Source organism: Mucilaginibacter angelicae, from assembly GCF_042434235.1.
Taxonomy (GTDB): Bacteria; Bacteroidota; Bacteroidia; order Sphingobacteriales; family Sphingobacteriaceae; genus Mucilaginibacter; species Mucilaginibacter angelicae.
This window is the reverse complement of record NZ_JBHLTS010000075.1, coordinates 1-16,291: the sequence shown is the minus strand read 5'-3', so window position 1 is coordinate 16,291 and position 16,291 is coordinate 1. Positions and strand designations below refer to the sequence as shown.

Sequence of the window (16,291 nt, the reverse complement as noted above, 5' to 3'; positions counted from 1 at the left end):
TACTTTGTTTAAATACATTAAAAAGATGAAGATATCTTCAATAAAATACTTTGACGTAATTTGATTGTAAAAAATAGTGGGCACTAAGTTAGTGAATATGGGTGAACTATTATTGGGTATTATAATGTCCTATTTTACAGCCAGTTTAGCTATGTTTAATTTTATGGAAAAATATTATATTGTTATTTTCTTATTAGTTCATTAAGTGCATTATTAGCTATCCATTTGGCTGATTTGGAGGGCTGGTTATAAATATTTCGCGCAGTGTTAATGGCTTTAACTTTTAATATATTATTTCGTTTGCCTATTTGCCTTAAAGCCCAGTTAATGGCCTTTTTTACAAAATTCCGGTTATCCCAGGCTTCCCGCTCCATAATGGGGAACAGGCTGATAAAAACTTCATCAGGTGCGGTTTTGTTGTGCACGGCATATTCGGCCATTAAAACAAAACCGGCACGTTTTACAAATTCCTGTTCATGAGCGCTGTATTCAACAGCTTTATCAATGGCAAATGGGCTGCGGTCGAAAAGATTGCCGCAAACCTGGTCGCAAATGTCCCATGAATTAAAATCACCAGCCCAAATGTCCATTAATTCGGGGGTAATCTGTTTAGGGTCGGCTATCATGGAGGCCAGCATGCGGGCTTCATGTATTTGGGTATCCCAAAGCGTTAAGGCCAGCCCATGATCTTTTTTAATGGTTTTGGCCAGTTTACGGATCTCGGGTAATTTTACACCTAAAGCCCGGGAGGTGTCGATGCCAAAACGTACCATGCCCTGCAAATAAGTGGCATCGGCTTTTTCTTTGAGATGTTCAAGTACAAATTGTATATCATCCATTTAATTAGTCATACTTTTCTTTTGGAGCGTGTTGTGGATAGGTACAACCTGCATGAGTGCCGCGCTGCAATAAAAAGGGTGAAGCTCCATAACTAAAGCCCCTGCTTTGATAGCTGGATCGGTTTCGGTAAGTTTTTGTGCCTCTTCAACGGTTTCTACATTAAAAATAAAAATACCGCGCAATGGCTGGTTATCCAAAAACGGACCGGCAACAACCAGTTTCCCTTCGGCTGCAAGCCTGCCAATGTTTTTAAGGTGCGCCATCTGCAGCTGCATATTAGCCGCCGAATCTTTAAGCTGTGTTGGCCCTTCTTTTAAAAAAGCCATTACATATTTTTTCATGCCATAATCATCGGCCCCCAGTTTTTTGGCCAGGGCGGCATCATAAACAGGTTTACTTTGGGCAAAACAAGTAATGCTAAATGCAAAAGATGCAATAATGAGTAAAGCTTTTTTCATGGATTTAGAATTTATGTAATCGAAGGTGCAAACTGATTAGCTTTTGGGTTTTTTTATTGGATGTTGCCTATTGTCAAAAAAGGTTATCAGGACTATTTTATCTTCTTCAACTCTGTAGAATAAGGTGTTGTGTTTGGTTATAACAAAACCCCGTATTTGCTTTTCTTTGTTTTCTAAAGTCCCCATCTCGGGGTAATTTGCTATGAGCTCAATTATTTTGTAGGTGTTAATAACAAAATTCTTTGTAACGTTTTCGCCCCATTCCTGTTCTAAATATGCGATGATGGAGTTGAACTTATCACTGGCTTTGCGATTCCAAACTATTGTTTTAGCCATTTTTTATGCATCTGCTTTACCTGGTCATGTGATAAAAGATTTGCATCGTCAAAGCTTTCGTCGTAAGCTATTAGTAACTCCTGCTTTTCGGCTTCGTTAAGGTTATTCCAAAGATGGCCGGTTCGGTTAGCGTTTAATTGCTGAACCAGCTGATAGTAGCTTTTTAACAATTGCTCATCATCAATAGTATCTATCAAATGATGAAAATCTTCCTTAATGTTCATTGCCTGCCTTTTATTATAATGTCAAATTACTAATTTAATCATTAACAACAAAGCCGGGCATTCGCCCGGCTTCAAAACAAAATTTCTGCACATTTCAAATTCCGAAATCGAAATTCCGAAATCCGAAATCAAAGGTTTCCTCTTGCTTCCTGCTCCCGTTCAATGGCTTCAAACAGGGCTTTAAAATTGCCCGCGCCGAATGATTTAGCGCCTTTGCGCTGGATGATCTCGAAGAACAGCGTTGGCCTGTCCTCAACCGGTTTGGTGAAGATCTGTAACAGGTAGCCTTCGTCATCACGGTCAACCAAAATGCCTAAACGTTTTAAGGGTTCAAGGTCTTCATCAATATGGCCAACGCGACTGGTAAGGTCATCATAGTAGGTTGATGGTATCGTTAAAAACTCAACACCGCGGCTTTGCAGTTCGGTTACTGTAGCTACAATATCATGGGTTGCTAAAGCTAAATGTTGTACGCCTTCGTCCTCATAAAATTCCAGGTATTCTTCAATCTGCGATTTCTTTTTGCCCTCGGCCGGTTCATTGATCGGGAATTTAACATAGCCGTTCCCATTACTCATCACCTTACTCATCAAAGCCGAATACTCGGTCGAGATCATTTTATCATCAAAGGTGAGGATGTTACGGAAACCTAAAACCTCTTCATAAAAATTAACCCACTCGTTCATTTTGTGCCAGCCTACGTTGCCCACGCAATGGTCGACATATAGCAAACCGGCATCGGTTGGGTTGTAGGTGTTTTCCAGTTTCTTGTACCCGGGTAAAAACAAACCTTTATAGTTTTTACGTTCAATGAACATATGCACGGTTTCGCCATACAGCTTAATGCCGCTGGTGCGTACCTCGCCATATTCATCAGTCAGCGTTTGCGGTTGCTGGTATGCTTCGGCGCCGCGTTTGGTGGTTTGCTCAAAAGCATCATAGGCATCATCAACCCAAAGTGCCAATACCTTTACACCATCGCCATGTTTTTTAATATGCTCGGCTATAGGGTGATCAGAATGCAGAGGGGTAGTAAGCACTATCCTGATCTTACCCTGCTGCAAAACGTACGATGCCCTGTCGCGCACACCGGTTTCTGGCCCGGCATAGGCCATGTTTTGAAAACCGAAGGCGGTTTTATAGTAATGGGCCGCCTGCTTGGCATTGCCTACATAAAATTCAACATAATCTGTACCGTTAAGGGGCAGGAAATCGGTAGTGGTTGGTTGTTTATCTAAAGTTTGTGTGTTCATGATTAATTTGAAATAAATATGTTGTCATTGCAGGGAGGAACCACCTGTCCCGAATTTATTTCGGGAAGGAAGCAATCGCATGCAATACAGGGCGAATGTGCTTCCGTGCGGTTGCCACGCTACGCTCGCAATGACATAGTGTTAATATTGCCAGCTTTTATAGTAATTTTCATCCTCTATTTTAATAGCATCCTCCGTAAGCATCAGCGGGCGGAAAGGGTCGATCATCACAGCCAGTTCATCGGTTGATTCTTTGCCTATTGATTTTTCTACCGAGCCGGGGTGCGGGCCATGCGGGATCCCGCCCGGGTGCAGGGTGATCTGCCCTTTTACCACGCTTTTACGGCTCATGAAATCGCCATCTACATAATATAAAACCTCGTCGCTATCCACATTGCTATGGTTATAGGGAGCGGGGATCGAAAGCGGATGATAATCAAACTTGCGGGGCACAAACGAGCAGATCACAAAGTTGTTGCCCTCGAAAGTCTGGTGCACAGGCGGCGGTTGGTGCAGCCTGCCGGTTATCGGTTCAAAATCATGAATTGATAGTGCCCATGGATAATGAAAACCATCCCAGCCTATAAAATCAAAAGGATGGGTGCCATAGATATAAGGATAGATGAGGCCCTGTTTTTTAATCAGGATCTTAAAATCGCCATGCTCATCATAAGTTTTCAGATCGGCCGGGCGTTTGATATCCCGTTCGCAATAGGGCGAATGTTCCATCAACTGCCCGTATTGGTTGCGGTAACGCTTTGGTGGACGGATAGGGCTGAAGCTTTCTATAATAAAAAGCCGGTTAGCTGTGCCGTCAAACTCCATCTGGTAAATAGTGCCGCGGGGGATCACCAAATAATCGCCGTATTGAAATTTGATATTACCGAAACCTGTTTTTAAAGTACCGGTGCCTTCATGAATGAAAACTACCTCATCGGCCTGGCTGTTTTTATAAAAATAATCGGTCATGCTTTGGCGCGGCGCGGCCAGCGAAATATGCAGATCGCTGTTTACCAGCACAGGCTTGCGGCTTTGCAGGTAATCATCCTCCGGCTGCACGTTAAAACCTATCAGGCTGGTATGCTTCAGGTGTTTTTCGCGCGCTATTTTGGGCTCCACGCTGTAAGGCTCGCCAAGGGTTTTTACAATGGTGGGTGGGTAGGCATGGTATACCAGCGAATAAAGGCTCGAAAAGCCTTCGGTGGAAACCAGCTCTTCGGCATATAAACTACCATCGGGCTTACGGAATTGCGTATGCCGCTTAGGCGGAATTGATCCTAAACTATGATATAGAGGCATGGATTGGTTTAATTGGTTAACAATAAAACGTATAAAATGCTGATTTGTGTTCGGGCTTAAAAAGTCCGGACCGCATAGACTTAACCATTTTATAAACAATGGTTAAAAAGAATGAAGAAAATGGGAGAGGGAATTAGTATTGCGCCAGCACGATCTTGGCAAGCACAGCATCTCTGAACGATGAAGCATCGCTCATGGAGGTTAACCCCAATGAAAACAGGAAATGCATTTGTATCCGCAACATGATACTAAGTTAGGAGGATTATATTTAGGATGCAAATTTAGGTGAGTGGTTGATTAAGTTGATTGAGTGAGTGGTGAGTGGTTGATTAAGTTGATTAGGTGAGTGGTTGTATGGTTGATATTTTCGCCGCCGCTCGGCTCCAGCCGAGTGGCAATTATCCCCAGGCCTCTGGCCTGTATACGTCATGTCGGCGGCCAGAGGCCGTGAAATAGCTACCACTCGGCTGGAGCCGAGCGGCGGCGGGGAGGAGAATAAATCCCCATCACCTAATCAACTTAATCAACCAATCACGTAACAAAAAATCATTAGCTTTGATCATACCAATTATACTATCTCTATGAAATTAGTATCCTATAAAACCGAAGACCGCGAGCATTTGGGCATTTTTGTTAATGGCCATATCTACAATTTAAACTCCTGCGACAAGCTGATACCTGATAATATGAATGAGTTTTTATGGGGAGGGCCCGAACTGATGGATCATGCTGCAAGGGTTAATGAAGATATCAGGTCGGGAAAGATAGAAGCTAAAGAGGAATTGTTTTTCGAGTTGATGGCCCCGGTGCCTCACCCAACGTCATGCCGCGATGGTTACGCATTTCGTCAGCATGTGGCTGCAGCGAGGCGAAACCGTAAGCTGGATATGATACCGGAGTTTGACCAGTACCCTATATTTTATTTTACCAATCATAACGCAATACAAGGCCCCGGCGAAATTGAGTGCATGCCCGATCATTTCCAAAAGCTTGATTTTGAGCTGGAAGTGGCCGCTGTACTCAATAAAAAAGGACGTAATATTACAGCTGCCGAGGCTGATAGCTTTATTGCCGGTTATATGATCATGAATGATATGAGCGCCCGCACCCTGCAAATGGAAGAAATGCTGCTGAACCTTGGCCCGGCAAAGGGCAAGGATTTTTCGACAGTGATTGGTCCCTGGCTGGTAACGCCCGATGAGCTGGAACAATATAAAGTGCCTGCAAAACCCGGTCATACAGGTAAGGCCTATAACCTGGAGATGAAGTGCGTGGTGAACGGCAAACAGGTATCGGCAGGTAATATGGCCGATATGGACTGGACTTTTGCCGAGATCATTGAACGCTGTGCTTATGGCTGTGACGTGCTACCCGGTGATGTAATAGGCTCGGGTACCGTTGGCACCGGCTGTTTTCTTGAACTGAATGGTACAGGCGTACTTAACAATGCCGATTATGAGCCACAATGGTTAAATGACGGCGACCTGGTTGAAATGGAGATCACCGGACTGGGTATGCTGGGTAATATTATTAAAAAAGCTGATAGTGATTTTTCAATTTTGAAATTGAAGAAGTAAGAAAACTATGTCATTGCGAGCGAAGCGTGGCAATCTTGTAGCCAATGCATGTCCGATTTGGATAGCTACGTGATTGCTTCGTCGTACCTCCTCGCAATGACATTTTATAATGATACATAGTAATGCCCACCATTAACATATCCGATCTTTCGCCTGTTCAGCTTCAAAGCTACCTGCATTATGCAATAGCGCCCCGGCCAATATGCCTCGCATCTACTATCGATAAAGCGGGTAACGTGAACCTGAGCCCTTTCAGCTTTTTTAATTTTTTCAGCACAAACCCGCCGGTTTGTATTTTTTCGCCATCGCGCAGGGTGAGGGACAATACCACCAAACATACGCTCGAAAATGTAAGGGAGGTGCCCGAATGTGTGATCAATATTGTTAATTACAATATGGTGCAGCAAACCTCGCTGTCGAGCGTAGAGTATCCGCAGGGTGTTAACGAGTTTATAAAATCGGGGTTGACGCAATTACCATCACAATTGGTAAAGCCTCCACGTGTGGCCGAATCATATGTGCAACTGGAATGTGTGGTTAACGGGATAATTGAATTGGGGCAAAGCCATGGCGCAGGTAATCTGGTACTTGCCGAAATTAAGCTGATCCATATCAGCGATGCCGTTTTAGGCGCGGACGGTAAAATAGACCAGGAAAAAATGGACCTTGTAGCCCGCCTTGGCGGCGACTGGTATTGCCGCGTTACTAAAGATAACCTGTTTGAAGTAGCCAAGCCAAACATCAAAATAGGCATAGGTGTTGATGCACTGCCTTATGCCATCCGCAATTCAAGGATACTTACCGGTAATAACCTGGGGCAGCTGGGCAACCTGCAGGCCATACCCACCGATGAAGCTATCGAAGCCTTTGCGCTTAGTCCCGAGATAAAAGAAGTGCTTGACGCCACCATCGGCGATAGCCAAACCCGTGAATTGCAACTACATTTAAAAGCCAAACAATTGCTTGACGAGGAGAGGGTAGTGGAGGCTTTGATGGTGCTGTTGATGGATTGATAATTATGTGATACTAAAGCCTGTCGGGGTGACTTTTTATTCCCTCCCTTGGGAGGGGTGTGTTAGGATTGCGTGTTGGCAGGGAGGGGTTTATACGCCTTTTTAACGACAGACATCTCGCTGAAACCCCTCCCTACACCCTCCCAAGGGAGGGAATCGCACAATCCCTCGCTTTTTTCTTTCTTCCGAACACTTATTGTGGGGACACGGGCAAGAGGAGTAATAAAAGGCTTTATCAACGTAATCAAAAAAAATCAACGGTCAAAAAGCATAATCCTTTCCCTTAATATGATATTCAACCGGTACCTGCCGTTTTTCAAACAGATCATAACCCGGTTTAAGCGTTCGCCAAAAGGCATCCTGTTTGTAAGCGGCGTAAAATTTAAAACGGGCTTCCTCCATTCTGAAAGGAAAAATATCCACTCTGATTTTTTGCTGACCGGCGGCAAAGGCCTGGTAAACCAATGTGTAAATCTCTTCAATCCGCGCATCGGTCATGGCATAACAGCCGATGGATGCACAATGGCCGTGAACCATAATAGCATTGCCGGTATAGCCTTTTAGCTGCTCAACCTTGTTAGGGTAACCAACATTAATGGCCAGGTAATAATTACTTACAGGATTAAGCTGTTTAGGCTCAATGGTATAAAATCCCTCCGGGCTTTTGCCATCTCCATCGCGGGTTTTAGTGCCTAAGCCACCGGAGTACGTGCATACATCATAGCTCTTAAACAGCTCATACTTTTTACCCGATTGTACCCAAACCTCCAGCATGCTGATATCTTTAATAATACGGATATAAACAGAATTATAAGTCTTAAATCCTTTGTCCTTAAGTTCTTTCTGAAGCTTGGGCCATACTTTGGCGCGTACATCGCCGGCCAGTTTACTATCGGGGATTTCGGTTTTGTGAGGTGCTATCAACAGGAGTGACAGCAGCAGGGCAATCAGTTTAGGCATTGGTTGTTTAGGGTTTAACTATGATTATAGTTAACGTGGAGGCGGCAGATAAATTGTGCGCGGTTGTTTTTATTGATTGGAAAATATTCACCATCATCATTGTGAGGAATGAAATAATTGGGAACATAGTCACAAGTCATCCACCCTCCAGGCCAACCACACAAGACTTGCGCCATTGGAGGGGGAACGAAGCAATTGCGAATAAAGTCACAAGTCATCAACCCTCCTGGCCACTCACACAAGACTTGCGCCATTGGGGGAGGGTAACGTGCTATTCTCAACACGTCATTGCTTCGTACCTCGCAATGACGAAGGGAAAATACTATCAGATCCCCAGCACCTGTTTCAATTTCACATATCCTGTTTTGCTTACCGGGATCTTGGCGCCTGATTTCAGGATAGCGAGGTGTGCGTCTTTTTCGTACGGATCGATACGGGTGATCTGTGGTATGGCTACAATATATGAACGATGAACACGAACAAAATGATTTGGATCAAGTGTTTGTTCAAAAAAGCTCATTGTTTTGTTTTTGAGGTATGAGCCTTCTTTGGTGATCACACTTACATAATCATCGTCGGCCTGTAAGTAATCAACATCGGCCACGGGGATGATCTTTACTTTGGTGCCTGTTTTTACCACAATGCGCTCATGCTGAGCAGGCGATTGGGTAGCAGCGGTTTCCAACAATTCTTCGGTTTGTTTAGCCGCAGGTTTTGGGGCCGCCGAAGCAAGGAACTTTTCAACCGCTTTATTAAAGCGTTCTTTACTGAAGGGTTTTAATAAATAGTCAACCGCGTGGGCTTCAAAAGCTTTTATGGCATACTCATCAAATGCAGTGGCAAATATTACGGCAGGGGGCTGCTCAACCAGTTCAAGCATTTCAAAACCGGTAATTTTAGGCATCTGGATATCTAAAAAAACAAGGTCGGGCTGGTATTGCTGAATGGCTTTAAGGCCTTCAAAGCCATCGTTACATTCCTGTATCAGTTCAATGTCTTTAAAATCAAGCAGGTATTCCCTTACAACCATGCGGGCTAAAGGTTCATCGTCAATAATTAAAGCTCGCTTCATAGTTGCGGTATTTTTATAATGGTTGTGTACAGATCATCGCTCGCATGGGTTTCCATCAAATCGTTGCGGGCATACAGCAAATATAATCGCCGTTGCACTCCCCGCAAACCAAAACCTGTACCTTTTTTTGGTTTTGATGTTTGCGGGTCATAGGGGTTCTGTACCATTAAGTTCAGATAGCCATCTTCAATTTCACCGCGAATGCTCACGGTAACTTCGCCTATGGTATCGTACAAGCCAAATTTAATGGCATTTTCAACCAAAGGCTGTAACAGCATAGATGGCAGTATTGCGGATCCGCATTTAGGGTCGCAGCTTATTTCGGTTTGTAAACGGTGACCAAAGCGTACCTTTTCTATATCGAGGTATAAATTAAGGTGTGCCAGTTCTTCAGTAAGGCTAACCTGCAATTGATCGTCCTTTTTAAGTGTTCCGCGTAAAAAGTCGGATAGCTGATGAATCATCCTGCGGGCCTCATCGGGCTTAAAGCCAATAAGGGCATTAATGGAGTTAAGACTGTTAAACAGGAAGTGGGGCTGTAGTTGCTGCCGCAGGTTATACAGCTCGGCCTCACGGGCCAGTTGCTCGGCCTCGGTTTTGCGTTTCAGGGTTTCTTTTTGGTCGAGCTGTGAAAACCACAGTAAGCTGATCATGGCCATCCAGCCAATAGCCAAAAAGTCGGTAAAAAAGCGGATGGTTAATGATTGCGCAAGGAAACCGGTGTAAATCTGGTCGGTATTAATAAGCGGTAACAGGTAACGGCAGCCTGCAGTACAAATGCCGCCCAGCGCTACGCACCATATAAACAGGTTAATGTAGCTGCCCTTACCCGGCTGGTAATAGCGCAAGTTGTTGTTGATAAGCCAGCATGCACATGAAAGCAGTATGGAACTCAGCAAACCATCGGTTGCCGCGGTGAACCATAAAAAACCAAAACTATGGATGATATAAGTTTGTAATGCAGCCCATACCAGGCCGCATATTACAAATGCCGCGTATAGTTTTGATGTTTGTATTGATGGAACTTCCAAAACGGGTTGCTTTCTGTTTTTAAGGTTTAGTTTCTGATGCCCAATAAGGCCGATTTATGATGTGCCCAGGCAATATACAGGTCGGCATCGGGTGTTTCGTGTATGTTGTAATATAACTCGGTGCCGTCGGTAAGTTCGCCAAGCTGGTTAAGTTCGGCTACATCAATAAATTGCCATTTTACGGTTTGCTTTTCAATATTTTTAAAGCTATCCTGATTGGCGTGACCTATGCGGTTGGCTTTTTCATAAGCTACCAGCTCATTATCTGCACTGATCAATCTTAATTGCTCATCAAATTGCGCCTGATGGTCGCCATCTCCGCTTATCACCCTGAAAACTAATTTTGCTACGTACCAGTTCATGTTGTTTATGCTTATTGTTAATAGCTGCTTTAATTAATAACTGCGGATATCAACACCCGCAAATATGGATACACCTTTAAGTACCAGTACCTTTTCGCTGCCAACACTTGCGGTGCTCCTGATGCGTTTATCATCTACACTGGCAAAAACCGCTGCAAGGTCAGATACCACCTGCCAGTTTGATGGTACAATAATTTTGGTACCGCCAAAAATCTGGGTAATGTCAATGATAATGCGTCCGTTAATATCAGCCTGTGTAAAATCAAGCTCGGCGCCACCAAATATGTTAACGATATCGCCACCGCGGAATTGTTTGGAAAGAATGGTTTTGTTAACCCCACCAAAAATGGATACGGTATCGATATAATCATCACCCGAATATTTAGTGTTGTACTGCTGCTGTTTTTGAGCATAAGGATCAACCGACGGCACTTCGGTGCCTTCGTCTTTTACGGTGTAGTCAACAGTTTCGGTTTTTTCAAACTGAAATGGCTCTTTTTTATCCCAGCTGCCCCATTTGTCGCCTTTAAACTCGTTTTTCCATTGCTGCGGATCGAAGTGTTTGTTGCGCCTTAATATCAGCCACATACCAAAACCAATTACTGCTAAGGGCCCAACTATGCGGCCGGAGTCGTTAACATTTTGGGTTATCAGGAATATAATACCCAGGCCTACCAGCATAACCCACGATGCTTTTTTATAATTATGTTTAGCACCTACGTATACACCCCAGAAAATAAGCCATAAGGGCCACAGGGAGAGATGATCGGGTATGAAAAAAATTCGGAATTGCTGAAGCAGCAATATGCCGCCTACAGCAAGTAAAATGATCCCGGCAACAGATTTGCCTTTATTGGGATCTTTTGGATGTTCTATATCGTTGTTCATTGTATTATCTTCAAATTAAAATCATATCCAAAACTAAGGTAACATTATAGTTGAGCCAAACAAAAACTGGCGATGTATTTAAAGAAATCGGTAAAGGGGGATGTTTTGGCGGTGAAAAAGTTGTAGTTGATATTTTAACATGCGGCAAAAATAAAAATTTGTATGTTGCGACGGTTTTTTATCATCAAATAACTGTACTAAACTTATCATCTCAAAAAAATGGAACAGGAATTTGGCCTTGCCCGGGGCTGGAAAATATTTAGCTACGTAGCTTCGGTTTTATTTGTGATAGTAGCAATAGGCATGTCGTACGGAGTACTGGCTGATGGTAAACCGGTGTTACTTGCTTTTTCAATCCCCTTGTTTTTCGGTTCGGTTTATATGCTGATAAGTACCCGGAAGTATAAGCTCACCGTATCCGATAGCCAGATAGCCGAAACAGGCGTATTTACTACCATCGTGATCCAAAGGACCGATATTGAAGGTTTTAAAATAGATGGCAATATCCTCACGGTGCTGCCGCGGCAAAAGGGTCAAAAAAAAATCCGTATTAACGGTTACCAGTATCTTGAAAATAATCACCGCCTTATCAACTGGCTCAATTATCAGTTTGATGAACTTAATGAGCGGGCTTATGTAAAGGAAACGGAAGAGATTTTGAGCAATCCTGATTTTGGATTTACCGATCAGGAAAAGGCTGCCAGGTTTAAGCAGGCCAGGCTGGTGGCCCGCATATACAACATTATAAGCTTTGGTTTTTTAATAACGCCTTATATTGATGGCAGTATTGTGCTTAATACCATCATGCTGATTTATCCCTTTGCCGGCATACTGCTGTTGTTCCTGTACAATGGTATAATACGGATGGATACACGCGGCAAAACAAACTATCCGTATATCACCTTTGGGCTGATCATGCCTTCGTTATGCCTTACGATAATTGCTTTCAATACGTACGAAGTGCTTGGGTACGCTAACATATGGATCCCGGTATTGGTTATAGGTGCTGTTTTATTTGTACTGCTTAATGAAGCTAATAAAAAGGCCCTGGGCGAAAAGTACAAAAGCCAGTTTTTGCCCATTATTATGGTTATTGTATTTTACGTTTTCGGCGCTGCAGTAATTATCAATTGCGATTTTGACAGATCGGCCCCGGTAAGTACCACAGCCAAAGTGGTAAAGCAGTTTAAAACCACCGGGAAAATTGTTACCTATTCATTAACACTAAGCCCATGGGGCATCAGACAGCACAATGAAGATGTTAATATTCCTGGTTCGCTGTATCACAACATAGCGCCGGGCGATATTGTGCAGGTGAATGTTAAAAAAGGTTTTTTAAGAATCCCCTGGTTTTACATTAGTAAATAAATTGAAAGTTAAACCGATAAACAATTTTCAGAATGGAACAGGAATACACTATATCACTATACTGGCGGCTCTTTTATGGCGCAGTGGCAATAGCCGCAATTATTTTTTCATTTTTCCTGCTAACAAAAACTACTAATGGGCTTATTATACTCCCCATTGTATTTGGAACCGGTGGTGTAGCTATATTAATAAATCAGTTTAAAAGTAAGCTTACAATTACTGATTACAGCATAGTAAGGACTACTATATTTGGCACTAAAGAACTTTTACGTGCTGATATTAAGGGTTTCAGGATTATGGAAAAATCCATTGTTATTGAGCCTGTGCAAACGGGCTACAGTAAGATAAAAGTAAACGATTATTCAAGCATTGGTAACCTGGGTGAATTAACAAAATGGTTACGCGAAAACCTGAGGGATCTGAACAAAGAAGAATTGGAAAGCGAAAAAGATCAAATTTTGGCCGACCCTGATTTAGGTTATACCGGCGAAGAACGGACTGCGAGATTTAAAACCGCTGCACGTATATCAGGCATATACAATCTTTTGGCAATTGCACTTATGTTCGGCGCTTTATTCCTATTCATGGATAGTAATGCGGTTGACATAATCATATTGTTTTATCCTTTGGCCGGTATAGTTGTCATTTATCTGAGCAAGGGACTGACAACGTTAATTTCAAAGAAAAACAGTGCATATAACAACTTGCTGATGGGGTTATATATTGGGGTGCTGCTGCTTGTAATGAAGTCTTTCTTTTACTATCACATATTAAATTATAGCAATTTGTTAATCCCCAGTGTCGTTTTTGGCATAGTGTTCCTGGCGCCGCTGGTAGTTAAAGGCTTTAATAAAACATACAGCTCGCGGATTGGACAGCTATTGCTGATGATCATATTGGCAGGTGGTTATGGTTTAGGGGCGGCTGTTAGTATCAATTGCTATTTTGACCGGTCACAAGCCGGGGTATATCCTGCGATAGTAATGGACAGGCACATATCTCATAAAAAAACTACCAGCTATCATATTATGATAGATAGCTGGGGCGATCATCGCGAAATTGAAAACATTACGGTTTCTGAGTCTTTTTATTATGGTGCAGCGGTTGGCTCAACAATACATGTAGTGGAAAAACCAGGGCTTTTTAAAATCCCCTGGTTTTACATTAGTAAATAAATCTCTGAAAATAATCGTGAATAAGAAGTTTAACACCGAAACAGAACACACTATTAAAACAGGGTGGAAAATATTTCTGTGCCTTTTTGCCGGTGCAATAGCGGCCGGTGGGGTTTATTTGATTGGCCTTGGGGTAACCGGGAAAAATGAGTGGATATTATTGATCGTTGGCATTGCTTTAACCCTGTTTGGAGTTATTGTTTACCTTGATATCCGGGCAACAAAAATTATTATTTCCCAATATGGTATTGTAAGGAAAGGGATATTTAGCCGGAAAGAGTTGTTAATTACCGATATTGAAGGGTATGGAATGAAGCTTGGTAAGCTGTATTTAAAGCCCAAAAGTGAGTTGGGCAAAAAAGCCATTTATTTGAATGATGTCCCTTATTTTACTAATCCTGGCGGGATAAGCGACTGGCTGATGATGAATTGCAAAAATCTGGATGCCGGGCAACACCACGCAAGTGCGAATGAGGTATTTAATGATAGCTCTTTAGGTAATTCAAGTGATGAAGTATTAATTGCATTAAAGAAAGCAAAGCGGTTATGCTCCTGGCTTAATTATACCGGCGCAGCGATATGTATTTGGGTGTTTGTTTATCCCCGCCCTTATGATTATGCCATTTTAACCGGGATAATCTATCCTTTATTAATGGTAGTTGTATTTTTTTTAAAAAGAGATACAATAATTCTTGATAGTAAAAGGAGAAATGAGAGTTCTGTAAAACCATCTTTGTATCCATCTTTAAGTACAGCTCTTTTTATGCCCCTTGTTGGGCTTTCGGTAAGGGCTTTTGTAGATTACAAGTTAGTGCACCTTGGTGATGTGTTTTTACCCGCCCTAATAATGATCATAATTTTAGGTGTGGTTTTCTATTCGATATTGACGGGGGCAAAAGAAAAAATACGATCAAGCACAAGTACACGGGTTTATGCTACGATATTTGTGATAGCTTACTCGTTTATAGTTCCTGTAATAGTGAATTGTAATTTTGATTCCGGTGAACCAAAAGTATACCCTGCGAAGATTATCAGCCAGGCTATTTATGAAAACCCCAAGCCCATAATCTATAATTTAACGCTGACTAAATGGGGGCCATCAGAAGGCGGGGACATTGAAGTTTCCAAATCGCTTTATGAGCAGGTTAAGAAAGGAGATACCGTTCATGTTATTGTAAAGCCAGGTCTTTTTAAAATGCCCTGGTTTTATATAGCCCGGTAAGGTTTAGCTCAGTATCTACAAACCTTTTGCACCCCTGTGGCAGCTATTTGTTCAAATCTATTCCTGAGCACAAACCAGTGTTCCACTTTCAAAAAAACAGGGTGTTCAACTTTTGAAAAAGGGGTGTTCAGCTTTTTATTTTCATAAAAGTTAAGTTGCTGATTGTCAGTGTTAAGGTGTTCAAGTTTGATGAATTGAAAATAAACCAAAAAGTTAAGTTGCTGATTTTCAATATTGTTTATTTTTGAGAAAAACGAAAGTGTTTACACCTAAAAAAGTTGAACACCCGGAAATATCAACAAAAAGCCGGGGCTTTTTAAAAATGCCCCGGCTTTGATATATGATGGATGATTGAGTTTAAGCTTCTGTTTTAGGCTGCTCAAAATCGAAATGCTGTTTGGCTTTCTCGTTCTTTTCCCAAAACTCCCTGTCGGTTTGTTTGGCCGGCCTTATGGCTATCCATGCACCAAGTATGATAAGTGCAATTGGCCAGGTTATACGGTCGGCATCATAAACGTTATCATTGATCAGGAATATTATGCCTAACAGTATCATAAAGATCCATGATGGTTTCCTGAAGTCATGTTTGGCACCCATGTAAGCGCCCCAGGCTATGAACCACATTGGCCAGCTAAAAAGCCAATCGGGAATAAGTAAGGCGTCAAGCTGATCTATCAGAAATAAACCACCGGCTGCCAGTAAAATTATTCCTAACATGATCTTGCCATTTCTTTTGTTTTCGGTGTTTATTATATCGTTGTTCATCGCTTTAAGTTTTAATGTTACCCAAATCTACAGCGATGCGGCAGACAGGTCAATCAATACCTGGCGATGTAAGGGGAGATGTCGGTAAAGCAAGGGATAAAGGCGGTGAAAAAGAGACGGGAGGAGAGAGGCAAGAAGTCAAGATGCAAGAAACAAGACATAGAAGAGTCACGAAGTCAAGATGCGGGAAACAAGATAAGGGGATTCTTATAGCTAAAAATCAAATTGTCATTTCGACGAACGGGTAGGAGAAAGCGCGATGGAGTGAGGAGAAATCTTATACGCTCTGCTGTAAAGCATGTATGCGTGGCTATGCGTGTTGTATAAGATCGTATGCATGAAATAGTTAAAGAAGAGTTCTTGAAAGAAAGGTTGTAGATTAAAGTGAAAACTAAGAACAAACACTTTAAATCAAGAACTCATGAAACAAGTTACACAATTAGACTTT

18 protein-coding genes are annotated in these 16,291 nt (G+C 42.4%); 6 read left to right on the top strand and 12 right to left on the bottom strand.

Annotated elements, in window-relative coordinates:
* Positions 1-182: 182 nt before the first annotated feature.
* From ACFFGT_RS25170 to ACFFGT_RS25145, 6 genes are all read right to left on the bottom strand, one after another.
* The gene (locus tag ACFFGT_RS25170; RefSeq protein ID WP_377025280.1) at positions 183-839 is read right to left on the bottom strand and encodes a DNA alkylation repair protein; all 657 of its coding nucleotides are present in this window, start codon (positions 837-839) and stop codon (positions 183-185) included.
* Positions 840-1,298, bottom strand: a complete 459-nt coding sequence (locus ACFFGT_RS25165; RefSeq protein ID WP_377025279.1) for a YciI family protein — start codon at positions 1,296-1,298, stop codon at positions 840-842. It lies immediately after the preceding gene.
* Positions 1,299-1,334: 36 nt separating this feature from the next.
* Positions 1,335-1,634 (bottom strand): type II toxin-antitoxin system RelE/ParE family toxin, encoded by a 300-nt coding sequence (locus ACFFGT_RS25160; RefSeq protein ID WP_377025278.1) that lies wholly within the window; start codon positions 1,632-1,634, stop codon positions 1,335-1,337.
* Positions 1,619-1,858 (bottom strand): hypothetical protein, encoded by a 240-nt coding sequence (locus ACFFGT_RS25155; RefSeq protein ID WP_377025277.1) that lies wholly within the window; start codon positions 1,856-1,858, stop codon positions 1,619-1,621. The genes ACFFGT_RS25160 and ACFFGT_RS25155 overlap by 16 nt, the downstream gene beginning before the upstream one ends.
* Before the next feature lie 128 nt (positions 1,859-1,986).
* Positions 1,987-3,111, bottom strand: coding sequence for a 4-hydroxyphenylpyruvate dioxygenase (gene hppD, locus ACFFGT_RS25150; RefSeq protein ID WP_377025276.1), 1,125 nt, complete (start codon positions 3,109-3,111; stop codon positions 1,987-1,989).
* Between the two features lie 141 nt (positions 3,112-3,252).
* Entirely contained in the window at positions 3,253-4,410 is a 1,158-nt protein-coding gene (locus ACFFGT_RS25145) for a homogentisate 1,2-dioxygenase (protein WP_377025275.1), read from the bottom strand.
* 581 nt (positions 4,411-4,991) lie between these two features.
* Here ACFFGT_RS25145 and ACFFGT_RS25140 point away from each other — a divergent pair.
* Together ACFFGT_RS25140 and ACFFGT_RS25135 are read left to right on the top strand one after the other, a co-directional pair.
* Positions 4,992-5,987: a fumarylacetoacetate hydrolase family protein gene (locus tag ACFFGT_RS25140; RefSeq protein WP_377025274.1), complete on the top strand. Its 996-nt coding sequence runs from the start codon at positions 4,992-4,994 to the stop codon at positions 5,985-5,987.
* Positions 5,988-6,109: 122 nt separating this feature from the next.
* Positions 6,110-7,000, top strand: a complete 891-nt coding sequence (locus ACFFGT_RS25135) for a flavin reductase family protein (protein WP_377025273.1) — start codon at positions 6,110-6,112, stop codon at positions 6,998-7,000.
* Positions 7,001-7,261: 261 nt separating this feature from the next.
* Here the strand turns inward: ACFFGT_RS25135 and ACFFGT_RS25130 are convergent, their stop codons facing one another.
* The 5 genes from ACFFGT_RS25130 to ACFFGT_RS25110 form a co-directional block, all read right to left on the bottom strand.
* Entirely contained in the window at positions 7,262-7,960 is a 699-nt protein-coding gene (locus tag ACFFGT_RS25130) for a L,D-transpeptidase family protein (RefSeq protein WP_377025272.1), read from the bottom strand.
* A 325-nt stretch (positions 7,961-8,285) separates the two neighbouring features.
* The gene (locus ACFFGT_RS25125; protein ID WP_377025271.1) at positions 8,286-9,032 is read right to left on the bottom strand and encodes a LytR/AlgR family response regulator transcription factor; all 747 of its coding nucleotides are present in this window, start codon (positions 9,030-9,032) and stop codon (positions 8,286-8,288) included.
* Positions 9,029-10,063 carry a sensor histidine kinase gene (locus tag ACFFGT_RS25120; protein WP_377025270.1) on the bottom strand — a complete coding sequence of 345 codons (1,035 nt, stop codon included), beginning with the start codon at positions 10,061-10,063 and terminating at the stop codon, positions 9,029-9,031. Before ACFFGT_RS25120 ends, ACFFGT_RS25125 begins: the two co-directional genes overlap by 4 nt.
* 26 nt (positions 10,064-10,089) lie before the next feature.
* Positions 10,090-10,425, bottom strand: coding sequence for a DUF4288 domain-containing protein (locus tag ACFFGT_RS25115; RefSeq protein ID WP_110583047.1), 336 nt, complete (start codon positions 10,423-10,425; stop codon positions 10,090-10,092).
* A 33-nt stretch (positions 10,426-10,458) separates the two neighbouring features.
* Entirely contained in the window at positions 10,459-11,313 is an 855-nt protein-coding gene (locus ACFFGT_RS25110) for a LiaF transmembrane domain-containing protein (RefSeq protein ID WP_377025269.1), read from the bottom strand.
* Between the two features lie 50 nt (positions 11,314-11,363).
* Here ACFFGT_RS25110 and ACFFGT_RS25105 point away from each other — a divergent pair, with 50 nt between their 5' ends.
* Genes ACFFGT_RS25105 through ACFFGT_RS25090 form a run of 4 tightly spaced genes read left to right on the top strand, consistent with a single transcriptional unit; the run spans position 11,364 to position 15,078 of the window.
* Positions 11,364-11,576 (top strand): hypothetical protein, encoded by a 213-nt coding sequence (locus ACFFGT_RS25105; RefSeq protein ID WP_377025268.1) that lies wholly within the window; start codon positions 11,364-11,366, stop codon positions 11,574-11,576.
* Positions 11,533-12,681 carry a hypothetical protein gene (locus ACFFGT_RS25100; RefSeq protein WP_377025267.1) on the top strand — a complete coding sequence of 383 codons (1,149 nt, stop codon included), beginning with the start codon at positions 11,533-11,535 and terminating at the stop codon, positions 12,679-12,681. The genes ACFFGT_RS25105 and ACFFGT_RS25100 overlap by 44 nt, the downstream gene beginning before the upstream one ends.
* 32 nt (positions 12,682-12,713) lie before the next feature.
* Positions 12,714-13,856, top strand: a complete 1,143-nt coding sequence (locus tag ACFFGT_RS25095; protein ID WP_377025266.1) for a hypothetical protein — start codon at positions 12,714-12,716, stop codon at positions 13,854-13,856.
* Between the two features lie 16 nt (positions 13,857-13,872).
* The gene (locus ACFFGT_RS25090; RefSeq protein WP_377025265.1) at positions 13,873-15,078 is read left to right on the top strand and encodes a hypothetical protein; all 1,206 of its coding nucleotides are present in this window, start codon (positions 13,873-13,875) and stop codon (positions 15,076-15,078) included.
* A gap of 357 nt (positions 15,079-15,435) precedes the next feature.
* On the opposite strand, the gene ACFFGT_RS25085 is transcribed toward ACFFGT_RS25090, so the two are convergent.
* Complete coding sequence (locus tag ACFFGT_RS25085) at positions 15,436-15,843, bottom strand: LiaF transmembrane domain-containing protein (protein WP_377025264.1); 408 nt, start codon at positions 15,841-15,843, stop codon at positions 15,436-15,438.
* Positions 15,844-16,291 lie beyond the last annotated feature (448 nt).